The sequence below is a fragment of the Nocardia sp. NBC_01377 genome (assembly GCF_045040005.1).
GTDB classification, from domain to species: domain Bacteria; phylum Actinomycetota; class Actinomycetes; order Mycobacteriales; family Mycobacteriaceae; genus Nocardia; species Nocardia noduli.
Genome location: NZ_CP109566.1, coordinates 160,931 through 182,184 on the forward strand (window position 1 = coordinate 160,931; position 21,254 = coordinate 182,184).

The following is a 21,254-nucleotide window of genomic DNA, read 5'->3' on the forward strand; positions in this document are numbered from 1 at the left end:
GACCATATGCCCGCGACGGTCCGAAATATTCCGGACGGTCGCAACCGTGCCGGTTCGCCCGCGCGTAGCGGTATCGGATCCGGCTGCGCGCAACGGTTGTCGGGCCCGTGGCGGTGGGACACGCTGGTGCGGAGCTCACCCGGCGCGCCGCCGCACCGCGCGCGACGGCCGTGACGGGAATATGCTCGAATAACAGGTCGGTTGTTGTATCGGGGTCGTCGTGGCGAATATCGATCCACTCTCCACGCAACGCGACTCGACGTCAGGGTTCGCGGCGGAACTCGTCGCGGCCGGATTCGCCGAAGCGACCGAGATCGGCCGTGGTGGATTCGGTGTGGTGTACCGATGTCTACAGGCCGCGCTCGGCCGCGCGGTGGCGATCAAGGTGCTCACCGCCGACCTCGAATCCGAGAATCTGGAGCGGTTCGTCCGCGAACAACTCGCGATGGGAAAACTGTCCGGCCACCCGAATATCGTGAGCGTCTTCGAAATCGGATCGACCGCGACCGGGCGGCCCTACATCGTGATGCCCTACCACTCGCACGGTTCGCTCGACACCAGAATCCAGGAGCACGGCCCGCTCGGCTGGCAGGACGCCCTGCGGATCGGGGTGAAGATCGCGGGCGCGCTGGAGACCGCGCATCGTCGCGGCATGCTGCACCGCGACGTGAAACCGGGCAATATCCTGCTGACCGAATACGGTGAGCCGCAACTCGCCGATTTCGGCATCGCCAGGCTCTCCGGCGGATTCCGGACCACGGCGGGCACCATCACCGGCTCGCCCGCCTTCACCGCGCCCGAGGTGTTGCAGGGACACGTTCCCGACGCCACCGCCGACATCTACAGTCTCGCTTCGACCCTGTTCTGCGCGAGCACCGGCCACGCGGTCTTCGAACGCCGCAGCGGGGAGCAGTTGGTCGCGCAGTTCCTGCGCATCACCCGGCATCCGATTCCCGATCTCGGTGAGGCCGGACTGCCCGACGACGTCACCGCCGCGATCGAGACGGCGATGGCCCGCGATCCGAGTGAACGGCCTTCCACCGCCGCGGAATTCGGCGAATTGCTGCGCGAGATCCAGGACCGGCACGGTCTGGCCGCCGACGAGATTCCGCTGCCGCTGCCGACCGCCGAACCCACGGGGCAGCGTCTCGCGCTGACCACGACGGCACAGCGCAGACGTCGCACCTCGGCGCATTCCTCGCCCGCGACGACCCCGCCCGTGCCCGCCACCCGATTGCGTCCGCCGGTGGCGACCCGCCCGCTGGTCGACCGCCCGCGCCTGATCGAACTGTTGCGCCGGGGCGGCGACCGTAGGCTCGCGATCATCCACGGCCCCACCGGTTTCGGCAAGACCACGCTGGCCGCCCAATGGTGCGCCACGCTCACCGCCGAGGGGGTCGCGGTGGCCTGGCTCACGGTGGACCACGACGACAACACCGTCGTCTGGTTCCTGTCCCATCTCGTCGAAGCCATCCGGGCGGTGCGGCCGTCGCTGGCGCGCGAACTCGGCATGCTGCTCGAGGAACACGGCGACGAGGCCGAGCGCTATGTGCTGACCTCGCTGGTCAATGACATCGACGGCGGCGGTGAGCAATTGGTCGTCGTCATCGATGACTGGGATCGGGTGAGCGACCCGGCGACCGCGCGGGCGCTGCGGTATCTGCTCGAGAGTTGCAGTCCCGCGCTGCGCGTCGTCGTCACCAGCCGTCGACAGACCGGCCTGCCGATGAGTTCGCTGCGCTCGCGCGACGAATTGGTCGAGATCGGGCCGACCGCACTGCGTTTCGAGGTCGACGAGGTGCAGACGCTGCTCGTCGACATCGGCGGGCTCGACCTGGATCTCGGTGATGTCGAAGATCTCGCCGAATCGACCGAAGGGTGGGTCGCGGCGCTGCGACTCGCGGCGTTGTCCCTGCGCGGCAGTGCCGATCCGGGCGAGCTGATCAGACATCTGACCGGTCGTCATCACGCCATCAGCGCGTTCCTGGTGGAGAACGTGCTGGACACACTCGAACCGGGCACGCTGGAATTCATGGTCGCGACCTCGATCACCGAGCGGATCTGCGGTGAACTGGCCGCGGCGCTGACCGGGGTGGCCGACGGGCAGGCGATGCTGGAGAGTATCGAGCAGCAGGACCTGTTCCTGCGCAAACTCGAGGACGGACAGTGGTTCCGGTACCACCACCTGTTCCAGGATTTCCTGCGGCAGCGGCTCGAACGCGACCGGCCCGAGCGGATCGGCGAATTGCATCGCGTGGCCTCGCGCTGGCTCGCCGAGCACCGGCACGTCAGCGAGGCGGTCGACCATTCGCTGCTCGCCGGTGACGAGACGCGCGCGGTCGAGATCGTCGAGCGGGACGGGATGTCATTGCTCGAGTACGGGCAGTTCTCCAGTCTGATCGCCCTGATCGCCAAACTTCCGGCGACCGCGGTCGAAATCCGTCCGCGACTCCAGCTGAATCTGGCGTGGGCCAATATCCTGCTGCATCGCGCCGCACCGGCCGAACAGGCGCTTCGACAGGCAGAAATGTGTCTGGACCACGGCGACGCCGACTACGACACGATCGCGCGGCTGCGCGCGGAGGCCGGGGTGCTGCACGCGGTGGTGACGATTCGCGCCGATGTGCTCGTCGGCATCGAGGACCGGCTCGCGCCGTGTTTCCACCGCGCCGACGAACTGTCGCCGTACGTGGTCGCCGTCGCGGCCAATGTGGCGAGTCTGGCGGCGGGCTACCGCTGCGATTTCGAGGAGGCGCTGCGGCTGCACCGGTGGGCGGCCCCCTACACTCGGCGCAACAGGGGTTTCTACAACACGGTGCACGGGCTGTGTTTCCTCGGACTGGCCGCGAGCCTGCAACTGGATCTGGTGCGCGCCGAGGACTATTTCCGCGAGGCCATGAAAATCGCCAAGCGGTCCGGCGGCAGCCATTCCTACGGCGCCAGGCTCGCCGGTTCCCTGCTGGGCGAACTGCTCTACGAGCGCGGTGCGATCGTCACGGCGGAACGGTATCTCGACGAGGGCTACAAACTGGGCCCCGACGCGGGCGTGGTCGATTTCAAACTCGCCCGCTACGTGGTGGGAGCCCGCGTCAAGGCCCTGCTCGGTGACCGGGCCGCCGCGGTCAGGCGGCTGAACGAGGGCGCGCGGGTGGCCCGCGCGATGTCGCTGCCTCGACTGCGCGCCGAGGTGGAGAACGAGCGACTGCGCCTGGGCCTGCCCCCGCATCCCGAATTCGGCGGCCTGCCCGTCGTCGATCACGACCATCGCCGCACGCCCGTCGACCCGATCGACGAATTCACCGTCCTGTACGAGGAATTCACCGCCATCAGACTGCTGCTCGCCGAGGAGTCCGCGCCGAGTACCGCGCTGGCGCGGACATGGGCCCAGGAATGGGTGGACCGGCTCGAATCCCTGCACCGGCCGCGCGAACTGCTCAAGGCCCGTCGTCTGCTGGTGGCCTGCCTGGCCGCCGACGGCCGCGTGGACGGCGCGAAGAAGTTGCTCGCCATCGTGACCGCCCAGTGCGCCGACCTCGGTTCGGTCCGCTACCTGCTCGACGGCGGTCCGCACGTCCTCGCGACGTTGGCCGCCCTGTACGAGGATCAGCGGGCGGGCCGGTGGGATCCGGCCTGGCCCGAGGTTCCCGCCGCGTTCCTGCGGACGCTGATCGAGGCCGACACCGCCCAGACCATCTGAGGCCCACCTGCCGAGCGGCGCCGGCGGCCGCACGGGCGTGACGAAGACCGCCGGCGGTTCGTGGACTCGGGGAATAGGTGTCGCGCACCTGCTGTTAATTTGGTTGCCAAGTCAACAAAGTATGGATCTCGACCCCAGGAGGGCCCCGTGCAATTCGGAATCTTCACCGTCGGTGACCTCACCACGGACCCGGTCACGGGCCGGACGCCCAGCGAGGCCGAGCGGATCAAGGCGATGATCGCGATCGGTGAGAAGGCCGAGGAAGTCGGCCTCGACGTCTTCGCGACCGGGGAACACCACAATCCGCCGTTCGTGCCGTCCTCGCCGACCACCATGCTCGGCTATCTGGCCGCCCGCACGCAACGGCTGATCCTGTCCACCGCGACCACGCTCATCACCACGAACGACCCGGTGAAGATCGCCGAGGATTTCGCGATGTTGCAGCACCTGTCCGACGGGCGCACCGATCTGATGCTCGGCCGCGGCAATACCGGACCGGTCTACCCGTGGTTCGGCAAGGACATCCGCGACGGAGTCCCGCTCGCCGTCGAGAACTATCACCTGCTGCGTCGCCTGTGGCGCGAATCCCGTGTCGACTGGGAAGGCAAGTACCGCGGCCCGCTGCAAGGTTTCACCGCGACACCGGCGCCGCTGCACGGCACGCCGCCGTTCGTCTGGCACGGCTCGATCCGCTCGCCGGAGATCGCCGAACAGGCCGCCTTCTACGGCGACGGCTTCTTCCACAACAACATCTTCTGGAACAAGGAGCACACCGAGCAGATGGTGCGCCTCTACCGTCAGCGCTACGAGCACTACGGTCACGGCTCCGCCGATCAGGCCATCGTCGGACTCGGCGGTCAGGCGTTCATGGGCGAGACCGAGGCGGCGGCGAAGAAGTACTTCCGCCCCTACTTCGACAACGCGCCGGTCTACGGGCACGGGCCGTCGATGGAGGAATTCACCGAACTGACCCCGCTCACCGTCGGCACACCGGAACAGGTCATCGAACGCACCCTCGGTTTCGCCGATTACGTCGGCGACTACCAGCGCCAGCTGTTCCTGATGGATCACGCCGGACTGCCGATCGAGGTGGTGCTCGACCAGATCGAGATCCTCGGCCGCGAGGTGGTCCCGGTCCTGCGCAAGGAATTCGAATCGCGCAGGCCCGCCCACGTGCCCAGCGATCCGCCGACCCACGAAACACTGGTGGCCGCCGGTCCGGACAGCCCACACCACCTGGTGGTCTCGGCCCGCGAACAGGTTTCGGCCGAATCGGAGAGCGAGTAATCATGAGCCGCAGCATCGTCGTTCTCAGCGCGGGTCTCTCACAGCCCTCGTCGACGCGTCTGCTCGCCGATCAGCTCGCCGCCGCCGTCACCGCGGCGGTGGGCGGACGGGGTGAGAGCGTCGACATCGAGGTCATCGAATTGCGGGAACTCGCCACCGATCTCGCCACCACCATGACCACAGGCGGGCTCCCGACGCCCGCCGTGGCGGCGGCTCGCCAGCGGGTCTCCGATGCCGACGGGATCATCGCCGTCACACCGGTGTTCGCCTCGAGTTACAGCGGTCTGTTCAAGATGTTCGTCGACGTGCTCGATCCGGACGCGCTCGACGCGATGCCGGTGCTGATCGCGGCGACGGCCGGAACGGCGCGGCATTCGCTGATGCTCGACTATTCGATGCGTCCGCTGTTCACCTATCTGCGTGCAGTCGTGCCGCCCACCGGCGTGTTCGCGGCGACAGCGGATTTCGGGTCGTCGGGTCTTGCCGAACGGGTGCATCGGGCGGCGGCCGAATTCGCGACGCTGGTCGTCGCCGCGCCGACCGCGGTATCGGGTTTCCTGCCGGAGGCTTCACCGCGACGGCGCACCTCGGGTAATTCGCTCGCGGCGGTGACGCCGTTCAGCCAATTGCTCGCGGGGCACACCGGCGGTGCCGACATCTGACGCCGTACGGTCGGCATTCGATACAGCGTGTCGGATGCCGACCGCCCGGTTCCTCGTGGCCGTCGTGATGGATACTCTGCGGGACCGTTGCCCCCGTCCGGCAGGAGCATTCGATGAGTCATGGTCCTTCGCGTGGTCGTGTGCTGTCGGCGGCGATCCTGCTGCTGTCGGCGCTGGTGTGGCTTCCCGGCACCTCGACCGCCGACACGCCCGAAGACCGGCGTCCGAATATCGTCATGATCCTCGCCGACGATCTGGATACGACCTCCACGCCGGTCTGGCAGGCCATGCCGCGGACCGCGGCGCTGATCCGTGACCGTGGAATGGAATTCACCGACGGGTTCGCGCCGATGCCGATCTGCTGCGCGGCGCGCGCGTCGATCCTGACCGGCGAGTACGGGCACAACACCGGGGTGCTCACCAACGCGGGCGAGGTCGGCGGATTCGAGACCTTCCGTGACAACGGCAACGAATCCCACACCATCGCCACCCATCTGCACGACGCCGGATATCGGACCGGCATGGCGGGCAAATATCTCAACGGCCTCGAACACGATCCCGGCCACATCCCGCCGGGCTGGGACGACTGGAACGCGGGCGTGGACAACTTCCTCTACGCCGGCTACAACTACACCCTCAACGAGAACGGCACCTTCGTGAAATACGGTGTCGCGCCGAAGGATTACCAAACCGATGTGGTCCGGGACAAATCGGTGCGGTTCATCACCGACGCCGCCGCGTCCGCGCGACCGTTCTTCTGGTACGCCGCCTCGACGGCCCCGCATTTTCCGATTCCGCCCGCGCCGCGCCACCTCGCCGAGACCGTCCCGACGGCCGCGCCGCGCTCGCCGAACTACCAGGAGGCCGACGTCTCCGACAAACCCGAATGGCTGATCGACACCGCGGGCGTTCGCGCCGCGACCATCGCGGCGACCAACGATGTGGACTACACCAATCGGCTCGGTTCGTTGAAAGCGCTGGACGAGATGGTGGCCGCGATCGTGGACACTCTCGCCGCGACCGCAACCCTCGACAACACCTATCTGATCTTCACCTCCGACAACGGATACAGCCTCGGCGCGCACCGGCTCACACAGAAGATGGCGCCGTACGAGGAATCCGTTCGCGTTCCGCTCGCCGTCGCCGGTCCCGGTATTCGCCGGGGAACCACCGACGCGTTCGCGCTGTCCATCGACCTCGCGCCCACCATTCTCGGCTGGGCGGGCATAGCGCTTCCGGCGCGGATCGACGGCCGCTCGCTGGCGGGTCCGCTCGCCGGTGACACGACCGGGTGGCGCACCGATTTCACCGCCGAGTACGGCGGCGCGGGCGCGACCGGGCGCGACGGCATCGCGCAGGAACAGATCCCCGGCACCGACACCCCGGCGATGTACGCCTTCGACATGCCGTCCTGGGTCGGTATCCGCACCGAGCGCTACCTCTATGTGCGCTGGTACGAACGCGAACGCCCGCTCACGGAGCGCGAGTACGAGCTCTACGATCTCGCCGCGGACCCGTACCAGTTGACGAATCTGATCAAAACCGCGGACGGTCGCGCCGCGCACGCCGACACCGTCGACGCGCTCGACCGCCGTTTGCGCGAACTCACGGCGTGCACCGGAAGTAGCTGCTGACCCGTCGCGCCCGGAATCGTCCGGGTGAGTGAGGTCACATCCGGTGACCGAAATGTGCGTCGGGGCGATCGATTCGTGTCCGTGTCGTCGCCGCGCGCCGCGCCCGGGACGGCGACACACGTTCGTTGCTGGGTGCCCGGTGCGTTCCCGTTTTCGACACGCGTAACGCATTCGTCGCAGGTAGAGATAGAAATTCCGTGTTCGCGGCAATATGCTGCAACCTTGCAGGCCGCCGATCCGCAGTGTCGTCGAACCGGTGCTCTGGGGTGGATATCGGTTCGGCGATATGTATTCGATATCGCCCGGCGTCGATGGAAGCTCCCGGGTTGGACCGATCGTTGCGAGACCGTCGCGCCACGCGCCCATCGTTTCGGGTACCCGCTGCGAACTCCTTACGAGAGTGTTTGTCGAATCGAGGTATTTCATGAGGGCAACTGTCGGTCTATCCGCGGAACAGACAGTGGTTCGCGGGGTACTCGTGTCGTGTACGCCGGAGGACGGTGCGCTGGAGAAGATCCTGCGCACGGTCGAGGAACAGGTCGCCGACGGCGTCGATGCCGTTCCCGGGGTGCTCGACCGGATCGTCGCCGCCGTCGCGCCCGATATCCGGATCGAGAACGTCGCCGTCGTCTATCGCACCGCCGAGGAGCGCCGCGCGCTGGTGACGAATCTGTCGACCGGCGGCTGGAGTTCGGCGTCGCTGGTCTCGGTGCGTTCGGCGTTGCTCGCGGCGGTTCGCGAGGTGCCGGGGCAGGAGAAATACGGCCCCGTCCTGATCGTGGAAACCGTGGATCGGCGCACCTCTTTCGCGCTGGTCGACGCGGCCCGCGCGCAGGTGCGCGCCTCGGATACCTGGCAGCCGGGCATCGTCGGCGCCGAGTCCGCCGACGCCGCCGTCATTCGTATTCGCAGCCAGTGTGATTCGCCGTCGACGCGGCCCGAGGCGGTGCTGCTGTGCGGCGCGGCCGCCGGGATCCCGGCCATCGCCGCGGCCTTCGACAAAGGGTTCGGCGTACCCGTTCTCCAGGCGCCGGGGGCCGCGACGATGGCGGCGCGCGGCGCGGCGCTGGTCGCGTCGGGGCAGATCGAGGAATCCGACCCGGCCGCGTCGGCCACCAGTACCGCCAGGCTGCGCCGACCCGTGCTGATCGCGGCGGCGATTGTCGCCGTGCTCGGCGCCACCGGATTCGCGGTCGCGCAGATCGGTGACGACCATCCGGCGGCGAAGGTCGTCGCCGAGTCGAGCTCGCCCGCCACCACCGTGCCGTCGACCTCGGTGTCGGCGGCGCCCACCATCGAACCCGTCGCGCCGCCGCCGGAATCACCCGTGGCCGCGGAGATGGAACGGTTACCGGCCCCCATGCCACCGCCCGGGGTGCCGCCGGTGCCGATCAATCCGCGCCCGACCGCGCCGCCCCGGCCAACCACGACCGTGAAGCCGGAACCGTCCGAATCGGTGCCGCAGCAGGAGGCGCAGGCCCCCGCCGAGGAACAGGCGCCCGAAGCGCCGCCCGCGCCGTCGAAGGTCGGCGAACCCGACGGAAACGGCCTGTTCCCGGGGGAGTCCCCGCCGCCCGCCGCCGGAGCCGATCCCGAGGTCACGCGGCAGTGGTGGGACAATCACTGGGCACTGAAACAGCGTTGGCTGAACGGTGGCTGAAACCCGCTGTCCAGGTCGGATCGCTCCTCGCCGGGTTGTCGCCTTGCTCACAAAAGGCGGGCATTATCGGTCAATCCGTGGCATGGTTAGGCAGTGGGATCGAGCTTATCGGTGTGATTTGCTCGGCTCACCTACAGAAAAGATGAAGTAAGCAAATGGCTCAAGGCAGTGTGAAGTGGTTCAACAGCGAAAAGGGCTTCGGCTTTATCGCCCAAGACGGTGGCGGCCCTGACGTCTTCGTTCATTACTCCGCCGTGTCCGGCTCGGGATTCAAGTCCCTCGAAGAAGGACAGCGCGTGGAGTTCGAGGTCGGGCAGGGACAGAAGGGGCCGCAGGCCCAGGACGTCCGCGCGATCTGATCGACGCAGTCGGTAGAACCCCGCACCTCAGGGTGCGGGGTTTTTGCCGTTTCCGGGGGTTTTCGACGACGTATGCGGGGGTGTTCGGGGCGGTGTCAGTCCGAGGAGCGGTCGGGCAGGCGGCGTTGTCCCCGCACCACCTCGGCGGCCAGATCGCGATAGGCGACGACGAGTTCGGCCACACAGTGCCACGCGCCGTGCACCCGGGGATCACCCGGCGCGTGCCGCGACATCTCGGTCTGGAACCGGGTGTAGGCCCTGGCGATCTTGTCGATCACCGCGCCGATGGTCTCGGTGTGCAGCCGCGAACCGTTCAGATGCTGGGGTACGTGATGGTTGGTCCACATGTCGATATCGCGGATGATGTCGGCGCGACGTTTGGCCGAGAGTCGTTCGTCGCAGCCTTCGGCGGTGCTGTCACGATGGATGCCGACCAGATCCACGCACCAGCGGGTGATCGGATGATCCGCGACGCAGTGGCCGCTGATAGCCGAGAGCAGTTCCGAGGACGGGAAGAACTGTTCGGGTTCGGCGAACGGATCGGTGATCCTCGGTTTCAGTGGTGAGGAACCATTCAACGTCTTCACCATTCGATCCGAGAGCGATCCGGCGTCGGCGACAAGAGGCCGTCCGCGCGGTGATGGGTGGTTCCATGCCCCGGTCGTAGTGTTCGCATGGGGGCCGTCCACGTTTCGAGGCCGCCGTCGTGGGTTGGCGTGGTCGATACTTCTGCCATCGGTTCACTCCGCTGTGTCCCCAACCCGGCAATCGGGCGTATGGTTAGCATCTTATCACCGATGGAAATGATGTTCTCATATCAGGGTAATGAAGTTCCGATAACGGCGGGGACCATGGTTACTGTGTCGACGAACGTGTTCTTACGTGTGATGACAACGGTTTTCGTGATGGTTATGCCCCTCGCGGCCATCGGCTCGGCGGCCGCCGAGCATCTGCGCACCGAAGCCACCGCGACCGTCGAATACGCGTTCGGCCTTTTCGGGCCCGCGTTCCCGGAGGTGCCCGGCATCGACGGACTGAACGAGTACGCCGCCGCCATCCTGCTCGGTCTGCGCACGGTCCGGCCGGATATCGATGTGAACTCCTACCTCTCACCGCGCGGGGTCGACATCCTGGACCGACTCGTCGGCACCTGCCAGAACCGGTGGCACTCGATCATCGGAGGGGCGTCGATCGGATCGATGCTCGCCAGGCCGCTCGACGATCCCGCGTTCCGCCGCGCCGTCGCCGACTACACCGCCGTACCCGCCGACGGATACGACCGCCCGATCTTCTTCGCCCACGGTTACACCGACCTCGCCGTCCCGATCCCGGCGACGGCCGTGCTGTTGGCAAGGATGAGCGCGGCGGGCACCCGCTACGAATTCCAGGTGTACGACGGTGACCACCGCACGACGCCGGGGCTCGCCCGCGCCGACGTCGACGACTTCCTGCGTCGAGTCCTGGAATGAAAGGCCACGCGATGAGCGATCTCGATATCGGCGTCTACCTGCCGCAGATCGGTTTCTCCTATCCCGAACTGCTCCATCGCGCGCAACGCTGTGCCGAACTCGGCATCGGCTCGCTGTGGATCTACGACCACCTGTACGGACCCGGCGCCCCCGACCTCCCGTCGCTGGAAGCCTGGACCCTGGCCACGGCACTGCTCAGCCGCACCGAACGGCTCACCATCGGCCACCTGGTGCTGTGCAACCAGTTCCGTCACCCGGCGCTGCTGGCTCAGATGGCGACCACGCTCGCCGAGATCGCACCCGGCCGCTTCGCGCTCGGACTCGGCAGCGGCTCCATCGCGGACGAACACGCGCGGGCTGGTCTGCCGTGGGGATCGTTCGCCGATCGCTCGGGGCGGCTGGCCGAAACCCTGGAAATCCTCACCCAGGCCTTCACCGACCGGCGGATCGATTTCACCGGCGACCACTACTCGGTTCGCGACGTCGCCGTGGTTCCCGCGCCGTCGGTCCGGCCGCCGATCGTCATCGGCGGTGTCGGCGAGAAGTACACGCTGCCGCTGGTGGCCCGCTACGCCGACGTGTGGAACGTCCCGACCTACGCGCTCGGCGAACTCGATCGCAAACTCGACGTGCTGCGATCGTGCTGCGCGGACATCGGCCGCGACCCGTCGTCGATCACGCTGTCGCTGCAAGCCGTCATGGCGCTGGCCCCGGACGACGCCTCGGTGGCCCAGGTCAAGGCCAAGGCCGAGAAGCGTTTCGGCGCACCCGCGTACGGACTGGCCGAGGGCGGACTCGTCGGCACCGCGCCCGAAGTGGTCCAACGCCTGCGAGAGCTACGCGAAACCGGCTTCGGTCAGGTCATCCTGTTCACCCACGACCGCGCGTCGGACCTGTCGCTGGAACTTCTCGCGTCGCGGGTGCTGCCCGAGTTCTAGGCGGGCGTCCATGCCGCGACGGTGGTGACCTCGGCCTGCATCGGGAAGACCTTCTCGGTCAGTACCCGGTGCACCTCCGAGTCCGAGTCCAGACAGGCGTCGGCGAGCACGGTCAGCGTGAGATCGCGATCCGCGGCCTCCCGCAGTGTGGACAGGACGACTCCGCTGGTCGCGATACCGGTCAGCACGAGATGATCGATACCGCCCGCGCGCAGCACCACGTCGAGATCGCTGCCCACGAAGGCGCTGACCCGCCGTTTGGTGACGACGATATCGCCGGGTTCGGGTGTGATCTCGGGGTGGATCTGCATCCCGATCTCCTCGCCCGCGGCGGCCGCTCGTCGCGCGAGTCCGCCGAACATCTTGTTGTTCGCACTGATCTCGGGATACCCGGGCCGGAATCCGACGACGACGTGGATCACCGGAATACCGCCCGCCCGAGCGCGGGCGATGGCCTCGCGCAGCCGGGGCAGGTAGGCGGGATCGGGGTACCGGGCGACCACGGCGTTCTGGATATCCATGACCATGAGGGCTTGCCGAGACATTCGATGCCTTCCGGGATACGTCGGTACGACGGAGATCTACTACTACGCAACGTAGCGCCGACCGAACGGGCCGGGCAACAGGGGTTGCCGAGCGAACGGCTGGTGTCGGCAAATCCCGTGGGTTAGGGTCACCTTATCCTCGGTGATCGACAGGTGATCGCCCGCGCGACGCTCACCCGCGATCACCGGGATTCGGGGGCGTAGTCGGTGGTGGCCCTCGTCGACGAGGGGGAGGGCGACCACCTCGCGCCCCTTGCCAACGCACGTCCGCGAACCGGAGGCAACTCCGCCGAAGTCCGTTCGTGGGCCCGATCGGAGTCGCTGATCAGACCAGGGCGGCGCGGGTGCGCGCGTAGGTGACGACCTCCTCCACGTACTCCGATGCCTCCTGTTCCGAGATCGCTTGCCGCAGCAGGTGTATCGCGTCGTCGAGTTCCGGTCCCGGTCCGCGGTCGGCGAGCAGGACGACGATCGCGCGTCGCGTGTCGAGATCGGGTTCGGGGTGGGCCAGCAGTTCGTCGAGGTACCGGTCGGGCTGTATCAGCGCGATGGCGCGGCGGGCGTAGGCGTGTACGCGGCGGGGGAGTTCGGCGCGGATGACGTCGATATCGGCCTGTGCCGCGTGTTGACCCGCCCGCTCCGGATCCACCCGCAGCGACCACGACTCGGGCGGTTCCAGGGTGGGCGGGTGTGGCTCGACGAGACCGGGGCCGGTGGCGTTCTCCGGTGACGTCGGGGCGAGTCCGAGGCGGGTGTCGCGCCAGTTGCGGAATTCCCACCAGGCGGCGGGGGCGGCGTCGAGGCGCAGGCCGAATCGGAGGGTCTGCTGCCCGTCGGTCCAGGTGCGGGAGACCCGGGTGCGTCCGACCGAGGCGACTCCGCCCGGTTCGACCCGGATCCAGGTGGGTTCGGAGCCGCCGAAGCCGTACGGCTCGAGCAGTTTTCCCGTCTCCCGCAGCAGGCGGCGCAGAGCCGTATCGGGACTGACCATTCCGGCAGAGTAGCGTCCGGGGCCGACAGGTCCAGCGGCCACGGGATCGTCCGCGGGAGTCCGACGGCGACGGCTCGGGATCGCCGTCCACCCGCGAGGTGCCGTCAGCTCGGCGTGAAGAACAACGGCAGCGAACTCTTCACCAGTTCGACCGTCGGATCCGGGCTCAGCGGGATCAGCAGGACACCGTCCGCGATCCCCAGCGCATGCAGATCGCGGATGAGCCCGCACAGTCCGGTGACGGTGCCGACATAGCTGGTGGACGATATCGGCGGATCGTCGGCGATATCGGACGAGTCGGGCAGGTGCCCGCGCGCCGCGTCCGCCGAGATATCCACGAGCACCTCGATATCGAGCAGAACCAGCGGCGGCGTCGACGACCCGGCGCGCACGCGCGCCGACTGTCGTTGCGCATCGCGCAGATCCTCGGCCCTGATCCGGACGGCGTGTTCGAGCGCGCCGGTATCCGGTGCGCCGACGACCCAGGTCACCGGGTGGTCGGTGGTTTGTCTGTCGAGCAGGCCGACCACGGGTGCCGATCGGGATTGTCGGCGCATCACGGTTACCGCGTCTTCGTCGTCATGGCGGGTCTATGCCCCCGGCACTTGCGCGAGAACCGCCTCGGCGAGTTTCACGTGCGCGGCGTCGACGAGTTGCCCGTCGACACTGGTCGCGCCGAGTCCCTGCGCCTCGGCCGCGCGATAGGCGTCCAGATTCCTTCGAGCCCGCTGGATTTCGGCTTCGGTGGGGGAGAACACCTCGTTGGCGATGGCGATCTGCGCCGGGTGGATCGCCCATTTGCCGTCGAAGCCGAGCGCGGCGGCGTGTTCGGCGTCCTCGGCGTACCCCTTCTCGTCCTTGAAATCCGGGTAGGGCGCGTCGATGGCGAGGAGTCCGCCGACCCGGGCGGCGGTCAGCACCTGCATCCTGGCGTAGTGCCAGAAATCGCCGGGGTAGCTGACGCGCGGTTTGAAATTGGTGTCGACCCGGGCGTGCTGGGAGACCGAGAGATCGCCCGCGCCGAAGATCAGCGCGTCCAGTCGCGGACTCGCGGTCGCGATGGCCTGGGCGTTGGCGACTCCGGCCACGTCCTCGATGAGGACTTCGAGGCGGATCTGTTCGGTCAGGCCGAGGGCGGCCTCGATCTGGGTGAGCAGCACATCGACCCACCAGACGTCGCGGGCCGCGGTCACCTTGGGCACGATGATCGTGTCGAGGTTCTCGCGCGCCCCGGTGACGATCTCGATGATGTCGCCGTAGGCCCATCTGGTGTCGATGCCGTTGATACGCACCGCGCGCGCGGTCGATCCCCAGTCCTGATCGTTGAGCGCGGTGACGGCTTCGGCGCGGGCTTGTTCGCGCAGCGCCGGGGCGACGGCGTCCTCCAGATCGAGGAAGACCAGGTCGGCGTCGGAGGCCGCCGCTTTGGCGAACATCCGGTCGTTGGTGGCGGGCGTGGCCAATTCCGAACGCCTGCGGAAGGCAATCATGTCCATCTCTCCTGAAACGGGTGGGTGATCAGATGACGTCGCGCTGTCGCAGGGCGTCGATATCGGCGTCGGACAGCCCGAGCAGTTCGCTCAGCACCGCCGCGGTGTGCGCGCCGAGTTCGGGGCCGAGCCCGTCGACGATGCCCGCGCTGTCGGAGAACCGGGGCACCGGCGCCTGCACGAGCATGCTGGCGAGTTGGGTGTCCTCGATGCGCACGAAGACCCCGCGGTGGCGCATCTGCTCGTCGTCGATCAGTTCCGAGACGTCGTAGACCGGTGCGGCCGCGATCTCGAATTCGTCGAAGACCGCCATCGCGTCGGCCAGTGTCCGCTCGGCGACCCATTCGGCGACAATCGCGTCCACCTCGGACGAGCGGGCCAGCCTGCGCTGCGGATCCGAGAAGTCGGGATCCTCGGCCAGATCGGCGCGACCGATCGCCCGGAAGACGCGCAGCGCGATGGTGGGCGCGCTGCCCGACATGGCCAGCCACCTGTCGTCCTTGGTGCGGTAGGTGTTGCGCGGGGCGGAGATATCCCATTTGTTGCCCGCCCGCCGTGGAATCGTGGCCGTCTGGTCGTAGGTGACCAGCGATTGTTCCAGCAGTCGGGCGAGTGGATCGATGAGGTTGATATCGATCAACTGGCCGTCCGCGCCGTGCACGTCGCGGTGGTAGAGCGCCATCATGACCGCGTACGCGGCGTTCAGCGAGGCGACGCCGTCGGCGAGCATGAACGCGGGCAGCGTCGGCGGCCCGTCGGATTCGCCCGTGGTGTGGGCGAATCCGCTCATAGCCTCGCCGAGGGTGCCGAAACCGGGACGTGTCGATTTCGGGCCGGTGAGCCCGTAGCCGGTGATATGCAGCATGACGACGCGACTGTCGACCCCGCGCAGCGTGTCGTAGTCCAGACCCCACCGTCGCAGTGTGTGCGGCCGGGTGTTGGCGACGACGACATCGCAGGTGCGCGCCAGATCGCGGACGAGGGACTGCCCTTCGGCGGTGCGCAGGTCGACGGTCACCGACTTCTTGTTGCGCCCGATGCTCTTCCACATCAGGCCGACGCCGTCCTTCTGCGCGCCCCAGCCCCGGATCGGATCGCCGCCGCGCGGCTGTTCGATCTTGATCACCTCCGCGCCGAATTCGCCGAGGTAGGTGGCGGCCAGCGGCGCGGCGGCGAGGGTGGCCATATCGAGCACCCGGATGCCTTCGAGCATCCGGCTGCGCGGTGCGGACGTGGTGTCAGACACCGGCGGGCACCCCCTGGGTGAAGACGTTCGCCGGTCGCTCGAGTCCGAGGTTCTCGCGCAGGGTGTTGCCGCTGTATTCGGTCCGGGCGAGTCCGCGCTGCTGGAGTTCGGGAATGACGAGCCGGACGAAATCCTCGAAAGCTCCGGGGAAATGCGTGGCGGCGACGACGAATCCGTCGCAGGACCGCGACTCGAACCACTGCTGCATCTGTTCGGCGATCTGCGCGCCGGTGCCGACGAAGCGCGGCCCCTGCAAGAGGGTGGCGCGATGGTTGGCCAGCACGCGCAGGGTCAGCGGCTGTTCGCCGACGTGGCGTTTGACTCCCTGGACCAGACCGCGGATGCCCGACACCGAATCGATGAGTTCGTCGGTGACGACGTCATCGAGCGAGTGCCCGGAGAAATCGTGGTTGGTGACCTCCGACAGCAGCGTCAGCGAGGCCATCGGATGCACGAGTTCGTTGAGGAAGACGGCCTCCTTCTCGGCGGCGATCTGCTCGGTCTCGCCGACGATGACGTAGACCATCGGCAGGATGCGCACGGAATCGGGTTCGCGCCCGGATTCGGCGATCAGTTCCTTCTGCTGACGGTAGTGCTCCGTCGCGACCGCCTGACTCGGGTCGCCGGTGAAGATGAGGTCGGCCCATTTCGCCGCGAAACTGCGTCCGCGTCCGGACTGACCCGCCTGGATGATCACCGGGCGACCCTGGGGGGTGCGCGGCACGGTCAGCGGCCCGCGCACGGTGAAGAATTCGCCCTTGTGATGCAGTTCGTGGACCTTGTCGGGGTCGGCGAAGACACCGGCCTCCTTGTCGCCGGTGATGGCGTCGTCTTCCCACGAGTCCCAGAGTTTGGTGACCACGTCGATGAACTCCTCGGCGCGGTCGTAGCGCCGATCGTGTTCGGAATGCGCGTCGACGCTGAAGTTCTGGGCTTCCGCGTCGTTGACCGACGTGACGACGTTCCACGCGGCCCGTCCGCCGCTGAGGTGGTCGAGCGTGGCGAAGGTCCGTGCGACGTGGAACGGCTCGTAGTAGGTGGTCGAGTAGGTCGCGCCGAGTCCGAGGTGTTCGGTGGCGGCCGCGGCGGCGCCGAGGACGGCGGTGAGATCCAGCTTGATCGGGCGCGCACCGTATTTGACGGCGTCGGCCACCGAGTTGCCGTAGATCGCGGGCATAGCGAGCCGGTCGTCGAAGAACATCAGATCGAAACAGCCGTCTTCGAGCGTGCGCGCGATGCGCTGGTAGTAGCGCAGGTTCAGGTAGTCCGGCGCCGAGCTCGGGTAGCGCCACGAACCGGAGTACACCGACACGTTCGACGCCTGCATGAAGGCGACCAGCGTCATGCGGTCGGATCTTGGTGTGGACATCGGGAGCCCTCTCGTAGGAAGATATATCAGATTATGACTGATATATTTAAGAGGTGGGGCGTCGTTGTCAAGCTCGACGTCGATGCCGGGAGGTGAGCGAAGACGGGTGTCTGCCGACGCCGGGACACGGTGAGCGAGAATGACCCGATGGAGTTCTCCCGGGTCGACGCGTCGCCGGATCCTTCGCGCGCGTGCGCGGTCGTGCGATACCCGGGTCGGTGCGGTCGATGACCGTCCCCGAGCGCGGTCCATGGCCGGTCGGCGAGGTCGACGACAAGGCAGGCGGTAAACGTACCGAACGCGAACGTCTCGCCGATGTCCTGCGCGAACGCATCCTCGCGGGCGAACTCGCCCGCGACTCCCGCATCGATCTCGACGCCGCCGCGGCCGAATTCGGCACCAGCCGCACGCCCGTTCGTGAGGCGTGCCTCGTGCTCGCGCAGGAGGGACTGGTGCGGGTCGCGCAGCGCAGCGGCATCATCGTGATCGGGGTGTCGGCCGAATCGACGCTGGAGAACTTCACCCTGATGGCCGCGCTGTCGGGCGTGGCCGCGCAGTGGGCGGCGCAGAAGATCACGCCGCGTCAGCTGCTTCGGGTGCGCGAACTTCATCGCGAGATCCGGATCGCCGCGCAGGCGGGTGAGGATGTCGCGACCCTGAACTGGCTGTTCCACCGCGAGATCAACCGGGCCTGCGGTTCGACGCGATTGCAGGGGATGCTCGGTGACGCCGGACGGATGGTGCCGAGGCGTTTCTTCGAACTGTTCCCCGAACAGGTGCCGTGTTCGGTGGAGGACCACGAACTGCTCGTCTCCGCGCTCGCGAAAGGCGATTCGGTCGCCGCCCGCACCGTCACCGAGGAACATTTCCGTGCCGCCGCCGAACTGTTGAGCGCGCGTCTGGCCGACACCGAACTCGGCGCACCGTCCGGGTAGCCGGTCCCTACCCGGCGATCCGGGAATGCGATCCGAGCCGGTGCCACACCCGATCGTGATAGACGAGTGCGGCGGCCTCGCCCCGGTCGTCGCCCGAGATCTCCAGCGCCTCGACGACGAGCACGCTCGAACTGCGCGGGTCGCCGACGTCCAGTCGCGCGGTGATTCGCCCGCGCACCCAGGTGCGCGCGGCGGGGAAATACGGTTCACCGGTGGGCAGTCGCCGCCAGATCGAGGTATCGGCGAATCGGTCGATTCCGCTGGTCGCCCCCAGTTCGGCGAGATCGAGTTGGTCGGCGGCGAGTAGATGCACCACGACGGTGTCGGCCTCGCGCAGGGTGGGCGCGCTCGATGACTGTTCGGAGACCGAGAACGTCAACGCGGGCGGCTCGACGCTGACCGAGGCGACCGAGGTCGCCGTCAACGCGACCGGCCCGGCGCCCGCGTCGGCGGTGATCACCGAAACGCCGCCGGGGTGGCCTCGGAAGGCGGAACGGAACCGCTCCGCCGAAACTTCCTCGTGGTCAGCGCTTTCGGCCGCGCGGTGGCGGCCACCGGGCCCGGTGGGCGGGGTGGTCATCGTCGGCTCCGGGTGTTCGCGCTCATTCGGCGGGTTGCCAGATATCGGTGCGCGACATCCCCGCCGCCCTGCCCTTCGCCGACACGACCAGCGCCATCTTGCGCGACGCCTCGTCGATCATCTCGTCGCCGAGCATGGCAGCGCCGCGATGCCCGCCCGCGCCCGAGGTGTGCCAGGCGTAGGCGTCGAGGATGTTCTCGGCGTGGTCGTAGTCGCCCTGGCGCGGACTGTAGATCTCGTTGAGCACGTCGATCTGAGTCGGGTGCAGCGCCCATTTCCCGTCGAAACCCAGTGCGGCCGAACGCTGGGCGACGCGGCGCAGCCCGTCGAGATCCTTGATCGCGAGGTACGGGCCGTCGATGGCTTGCAGATCGTGGGCGCGGGCCACCATCAGAATGCTCATCAGGATATGGTGGTAGGCGTCGCCGACGTCGTATCCGGGCGGCTGCTCCCCGACGACGAGCGTCTTCATCTGGATCGAGGCCATGAAATCGGCCGGACCGAAGACGATGGTCTCGATGCGCGGGCTCGCGGTCGCGATGGCCTCCAGCGCGAGCAGGCCCTGCGCGTTCTCGATCTGGATCTCCAGGCCGATCCGCCCGACCTCGAGCCCCTCGGATTTCTCGACCTGGGTGAGCAGCAGATCCAGCGCGACGACATCGGAGGCGCCGCGCGTCTTGGGCAGCATCAGACAGTCCAGATTCGCGCCCGCGTTGCCGACGACCTCGATCACGTCGGCGTAGGTCCACGGTGTCGTCCAGTCGTTGACCCGGACCGTGCGGGTCTTGTCGCCGAATCCGCCCTCGTTGAGGGAACTCGCGATGATCTTGCGCCCGTCCGCCTTCGCCGCGGGCGCGCACGCGTCCTCCAGGTCGAGGAACAGTGAATCGGCGTCGAGATCGCGCGCTTTGTCGATCATCTTCCGGCTGGATCCCGGTACGGCCAGAGTCGTGCGGCGGGGTCGGGTGGGGCGTGTCGTCACTGCTGGTACTTCCCTTCGGCGAAATCGACGGCGTCAATATATCAGATGGCTTATAATATTTTGAGGCAGTGGCGGGCGGCCGATCGACCTCGATGGTCGCGACTCCCCGGCCGCCGCGTCGACTCTCAGGCCTCCGGGATCGGCATGCCGAATCGCTGGCGGGTCATGGCCTCGGGTTCGGGGCCGCCGCGGATACCGGTGTCCAGAGCGTCGATCGCGGACAGCTGTTCGGCGCTCAGTTCGAAGTCGAATATGTCGAAATTCTCCGCGATGCGCGAGGGCGTCACCGACTTCGGAATCGCCTGCCTGCCCTGCTGGGTGTGCCAGCGCAGCATCACTTGCGCGGGCGACTTGCCGTGCGCGGCGGCGATCTCGCCGATCACCGGGTCCTTCAGGGTCGAGCCCTTCGAGCCGTCGCGATAGAAGGTGATGCCGCCGATCGGGGACCAGGCCTGGTTGAGAATGCCGTGCTCGGTATCGACGGCGAGCAGTTCCGACTGGCGGAAGTAGGGGTGCACCTCGATCTGATTGACCGCGGGCACGATCTCGGTCTCGGCGAGCAGCCGGGTGAGGTGGTCGGGCATGAAATTGGAGACGCCGATCGCGCGGACCTTGCCGTCGGCGTAGAGCTTCTCCAGCGCCTTGTACGCCTGGACGGTCAGCTCGAATTCGTCGGGCAGGGCCTGGTGCAGGATCAGCAGGTCGATCCGGTCGACCCCGAGTTTGCCCGCGCTCTTGTCGAATCCGTGCAGGGTCTCGCTGTAGCCGAAGTCGGAGATCCAGATCTTGGTCTCCAGGAAGACGTCGTCGCGGTCGAGTCCGGAGCGGCGGACCGCTTCGCCGACCTCCCGCTCGTTGCCGTACGCCGCCGCCGTGTCGATATGCCGATACCCGGTGCTCAGCGCCCTGTCGACCGCGGCGATGGTCTCCGCGGGTGGGGTCTGGTAGACGCCGAACCCGATGGCGGGCATCGTGACGCCGTTGTTCAGGGTGAGATTCGGAATGGTCATGCTTTCGACCCTAGGCGCGCGGGGGACTTCGTGGAGTAACCGCCCGACCAGGTACCGGCAGTACCTGGTTCGTCCTCGTGGTGCCGTGCCCGTCATCGATTGTCGACCGACTGCGACGGATGCGGCGAAACCCTTGGGAGCCAACCTCGATCGGCTACCCTGGGGACAAGTCAGGGAGGCCGCATGCCCATCAGGTTCCGTCAGCGCAAATCCTTCGGACCGCTGAAGTTCAATTTCACCCAGTCGGGCCTGTCCTCGTGGGGTATCAAAATCGGTCCGTGGTCGTGGAACTCGCGCACCAAGAAGAACAGCGTCGACCTACCGGGTCCGCTGAGCTGGCGCCAGCGCTGAACCGAGCCCGGATTCCGGGTACCGCCGTGGATGTGCCCGCGGCGGTGTA

20 protein-coding genes are annotated in these 21,254 nt (G+C 67.6%); 10 read left to right on the forward strand and 10 right to left on the reverse strand.

Translation table 11 applies throughout. From position 1 onward, the window contains the following. The first annotated feature begins 220 nt into the window (after positions 1–220). The 6 genes from OG225_RS00730 (at position 221) to OG225_RS00755 (ending at position 9,299) form a co-directional block, all read left to right on the forward strand. Entirely contained in the window at positions 221–3,697 is a 3,477-nt protein-coding gene (locus tag OG225_RS00730) for a protein kinase domain-containing protein (protein WP_405179972.1), read from the forward strand. Positions 3,698–3,844: 147 nt separating this feature from the next. After that, a complete protein-coding gene (locus tag OG225_RS00735; RefSeq protein WP_405179973.1) occupies positions 3,845–4,984 on the forward strand; it encodes an LLM class flavin-dependent oxidoreductase in 1,140 nt (379 codons plus the stop codon). A gap of 2 nt (positions 4,985–4,986) precedes the next feature. Beyond that, the gene (locus OG225_RS00740; protein WP_405179974.1) at positions 4,987–5,646 is read left to right on the forward strand and encodes an FMN reductase; all 660 of its coding nucleotides are present in this window, start codon (positions 4,987–4,989) and stop codon (positions 5,644–5,646) included. 113 nt (positions 5,647–5,759) lie between these two features. Continuing rightward, positions 5,760–7,280 (forward strand): sulfatase, encoded by a 1,521-nt coding sequence (locus OG225_RS00745; RefSeq protein WP_405179975.1) that lies wholly within the window; start codon positions 5,760–5,762, stop codon positions 7,278–7,280. A gap of 460 nt (positions 7,281–7,740) precedes the next feature. After that, positions 7,741–8,940: a hypothetical protein gene (locus OG225_RS00750; RefSeq protein ID WP_405179976.1), complete on the forward strand. Its 1,200-nt coding sequence runs from the start codon at positions 7,741–7,743 to the stop codon at positions 8,938–8,940. 155 nt (positions 8,941–9,095) lie between these two features. Then, complete coding sequence (locus OG225_RS00755; protein ID WP_067523410.1) at positions 9,096–9,299, forward strand: cold-shock protein; 204 nt, start codon at positions 9,096–9,098, stop codon at positions 9,297–9,299. A gap of 95 nt (positions 9,300–9,394) precedes the next feature. On the opposite strand, the gene OG225_RS00760 is transcribed toward OG225_RS00755, so the two are convergent. Further along, positions 9,395–9,889: a DUF4254 domain-containing protein gene (locus OG225_RS00760; protein WP_405179977.1), complete on the reverse strand. Its 495-nt coding sequence runs from the start codon at positions 9,887–9,889 to the stop codon at positions 9,395–9,397. Positions 9,890–10,204: 315 nt separating this feature from the next. Between OG225_RS00760 and OG225_RS00765 the strand changes: the two genes are divergently transcribed. Both OG225_RS00765 and OG225_RS00770 read left to right on the forward strand, forming a co-directional pair. Next, positions 10,205–10,768, forward strand: coding sequence for a hypothetical protein (locus tag OG225_RS00765; protein ID WP_405179978.1), 564 nt, complete (start codon positions 10,205–10,207; stop codon positions 10,766–10,768). An 11-nt stretch (positions 10,769–10,779) separates the two neighbouring features. After that, the gene (locus OG225_RS00770; RefSeq protein WP_405179979.1) at positions 10,780–11,706 is read left to right on the forward strand and encodes an LLM class flavin-dependent oxidoreductase; all 927 of its coding nucleotides are present in this window, start codon (positions 10,780–10,782) and stop codon (positions 11,704–11,706) included. On the opposite strand, the gene OG225_RS00775 is transcribed toward OG225_RS00770, so the two are convergent. The 6 genes from OG225_RS00775 to OG225_RS00800 form a co-directional block, all read right to left on the reverse strand. Beyond that, on the reverse strand, positions 11,703–12,251 hold the full coding sequence (locus tag OG225_RS00775) for a cysteine hydrolase family protein (RefSeq protein WP_405179980.1): 549 nt from the start codon (positions 12,249–12,251) through the stop codon (positions 11,703–11,705). The two genes, OG225_RS00770 and OG225_RS00775, sit on opposite strands and share 4 nt — an antisense overlap. Before the next feature lie 325 nt (positions 12,252–12,576). Beyond that, positions 12,577–13,242, reverse strand: a complete 666-nt coding sequence (locus OG225_RS00780) for a hypothetical protein (protein WP_405179981.1) — start codon at positions 13,240–13,242, stop codon at positions 12,577–12,579. Between the two features lie 104 nt (positions 13,243–13,346). Next, on the reverse strand, positions 13,347–13,799 hold the full coding sequence (locus tag OG225_RS00785; RefSeq protein ID WP_405179982.1) for a hypothetical protein: 453 nt from the start codon (positions 13,797–13,799) through the stop codon (positions 13,347–13,349). Between the two features lie 33 nt (positions 13,800–13,832). Continuing rightward, the gene (locus OG225_RS00790; protein WP_405183144.1) at positions 13,833–14,732 is read right to left on the reverse strand and encodes an HpcH/HpaI aldolase/citrate lyase family protein; all 900 of its coding nucleotides are present in this window, start codon (positions 14,730–14,732) and stop codon (positions 13,833–13,835) included. 28 nt (positions 14,733–14,760) lie between these two features. Continuing rightward, positions 14,761–15,945, reverse strand: coding sequence for a CaiB/BaiF CoA transferase family protein (locus tag OG225_RS00795; protein WP_405183145.1), 1,185 nt, complete (start codon positions 15,943–15,945; stop codon positions 14,761–14,763). 25 nt (positions 15,946–15,970) lie between these two features. Then, on the reverse strand, positions 15,971–17,347 hold the full coding sequence (locus OG225_RS00800; RefSeq protein ID WP_405179983.1) for an LLM class flavin-dependent oxidoreductase: 1,377 nt from the start codon (positions 17,345–17,347) through the stop codon (positions 15,971–15,973). Positions 17,348–17,574: 227 nt separating this feature from the next. On the opposite strand from OG225_RS00800, the gene OG225_RS00805 reads away from it, so the two are divergent. Beyond that, complete coding sequence (locus tag OG225_RS00805; protein WP_405179984.1) at positions 17,575–18,282, forward strand: GntR family transcriptional regulator; 708 nt, start codon at positions 17,575–17,577, stop codon at positions 18,280–18,282. A gap of 7 nt (positions 18,283–18,289) precedes the next feature. Here OG225_RS00805 and OG225_RS00810 read toward each other — a convergent pair whose 3' ends face one another. The 3 genes from OG225_RS00810 to OG225_RS00820 all read right to left on the reverse strand — a co-directional run bounded on the left by OG225_RS00810 (position 18,290) and on the right by OG225_RS00820 (position 20,854). Next, positions 18,290–18,862 (reverse strand): flavin reductase family protein, encoded by a 573-nt coding sequence (locus OG225_RS00810; RefSeq protein WP_405179985.1) that lies wholly within the window; start codon positions 18,860–18,862, stop codon positions 18,290–18,292. 22 nt (positions 18,863–18,884) lie between these two features. Continuing rightward, a complete protein-coding gene (locus OG225_RS00815) occupies positions 18,885–19,844 on the reverse strand; it encodes an HpcH/HpaI aldolase/citrate lyase family protein (protein ID WP_405179986.1) in 960 nt (319 codons plus the stop codon). Positions 19,845–19,969: 125 nt separating this feature from the next. Next, positions 19,970–20,854 (reverse strand): aldo/keto reductase, encoded by an 885-nt coding sequence (locus OG225_RS00820; RefSeq protein WP_405179987.1) that lies wholly within the window; start codon positions 20,852–20,854, stop codon positions 19,970–19,972. 183 nt (positions 20,855–21,037) lie between these two features. Here OG225_RS00820 and OG225_RS00825 point away from each other — a divergent pair, with 183 nt between their 5' ends. Then, on the forward strand, positions 21,038–21,205 hold the full coding sequence (locus OG225_RS00825) for a DUF4236 domain-containing protein (RefSeq protein ID WP_216910312.1): 168 nt from the start codon (positions 21,038–21,040) through the stop codon (positions 21,203–21,205). Positions 21,206–21,254: the final 49 nt, after the last annotated feature.

What these genes read in the sequence shown, in the direction of transcription:
- OG225_RS00800 (WP_405179983.1), bottom strand. Translation starts at nt 17,347, where the DNA reads ATGTCCACACCAAGATCCGACCGCATGACGCTGGTCGCCTTCATGCAG.
- OG225_RS00740 (WP_405179974.1), top strand. Translation starts at nt 4,987, where the DNA reads ATGAGCCGCAGCATCGTCGTTCTCAGCGCGGGTCTCTCACAGCCCTCG.
- OG225_RS00760 (WP_405179977.1), bottom strand. Translation starts at nt 9,889, where the DNA reads ATGGTGAAGACGTTGAATGGTTCCTCACCACTGAAACCGAGGATCACC.
- OG225_RS00785 (WP_405179982.1), bottom strand. Translation starts at nt 13,799, where the DNA reads ATGCGCCGACAATCCCGATCGGCACCCGTGGTCGGCCTGCTCGACAGA.
- OG225_RS00820 (WP_405179987.1), bottom strand. Translation starts at nt 20,854, where the DNA reads ATGACCATTCCGAATCTCACCCTGAACAACGGCGTCACGATGCCCGCC.
- OG225_RS00795 (WP_405183145.1), bottom strand. Translation starts at nt 15,945, where the DNA reads ATGCTCGAAGGCATCCGGGTGCTCGATATGGCCACCCTCGCCGCCGCG.
- OG225_RS00745 (WP_405179975.1), top strand. Translation starts at nt 5,760, where the DNA reads ATGAGTCATGGTCCTTCGCGTGGTCGTGTGCTGTCGGCGGCGATCCTG.
- OG225_RS00780 (WP_405179981.1), bottom strand. Translation starts at nt 13,242, where the DNA reads ATGGTCAGTCCCGATACGGCTCTGCGCCGCCTGCTGCGGGAGACGGGA.
- OG225_RS00790 (WP_405183144.1), bottom strand. Translation starts at nt 14,732, where the DNA reads ATGATTGCCTTCCGCAGGCGTTCGGAATTGGCCACGCCCGCCACCAAC.
- OG225_RS00825 (WP_216910312.1), top strand. Translation starts at nt 21,038, where the DNA reads ATGCCCATCAGGTTCCGTCAGCGCAAATCCTTCGGACCGCTGAAGTTC.
- OG225_RS00810 (WP_405179985.1), bottom strand. Translation starts at nt 18,862, where the DNA reads ATGACCACCCCGCCCACCGGGCCCGGTGGCCGCCACCGCGCGGCCGAA.
- OG225_RS00765 (WP_405179978.1), top strand. Translation starts at nt 10,205, where the DNA reads ATGGTTATGCCCCTCGCGGCCATCGGCTCGGCGGCCGCCGAGCATCTG.
- OG225_RS00755 (WP_067523410.1), top strand. Translation starts at nt 9,096, where the DNA reads ATGGCTCAAGGCAGTGTGAAGTGGTTCAACAGCGAAAAGGGCTTCGGC.
- OG225_RS00805 (WP_405179984.1), top strand. Translation starts at nt 17,575, where the DNA reads ATGACCGTCCCCGAGCGCGGTCCATGGCCGGTCGGCGAGGTCGACGAC.
- OG225_RS00770 (WP_405179979.1), top strand. Translation starts at nt 10,780, where the DNA reads ATGAGCGATCTCGATATCGGCGTCTACCTGCCGCAGATCGGTTTCTCC.
- OG225_RS00775 (WP_405179980.1), bottom strand. Translation starts at nt 12,251, where the DNA reads ATGTCTCGGCAAGCCCTCATGGTCATGGATATCCAGAACGCCGTGGTC.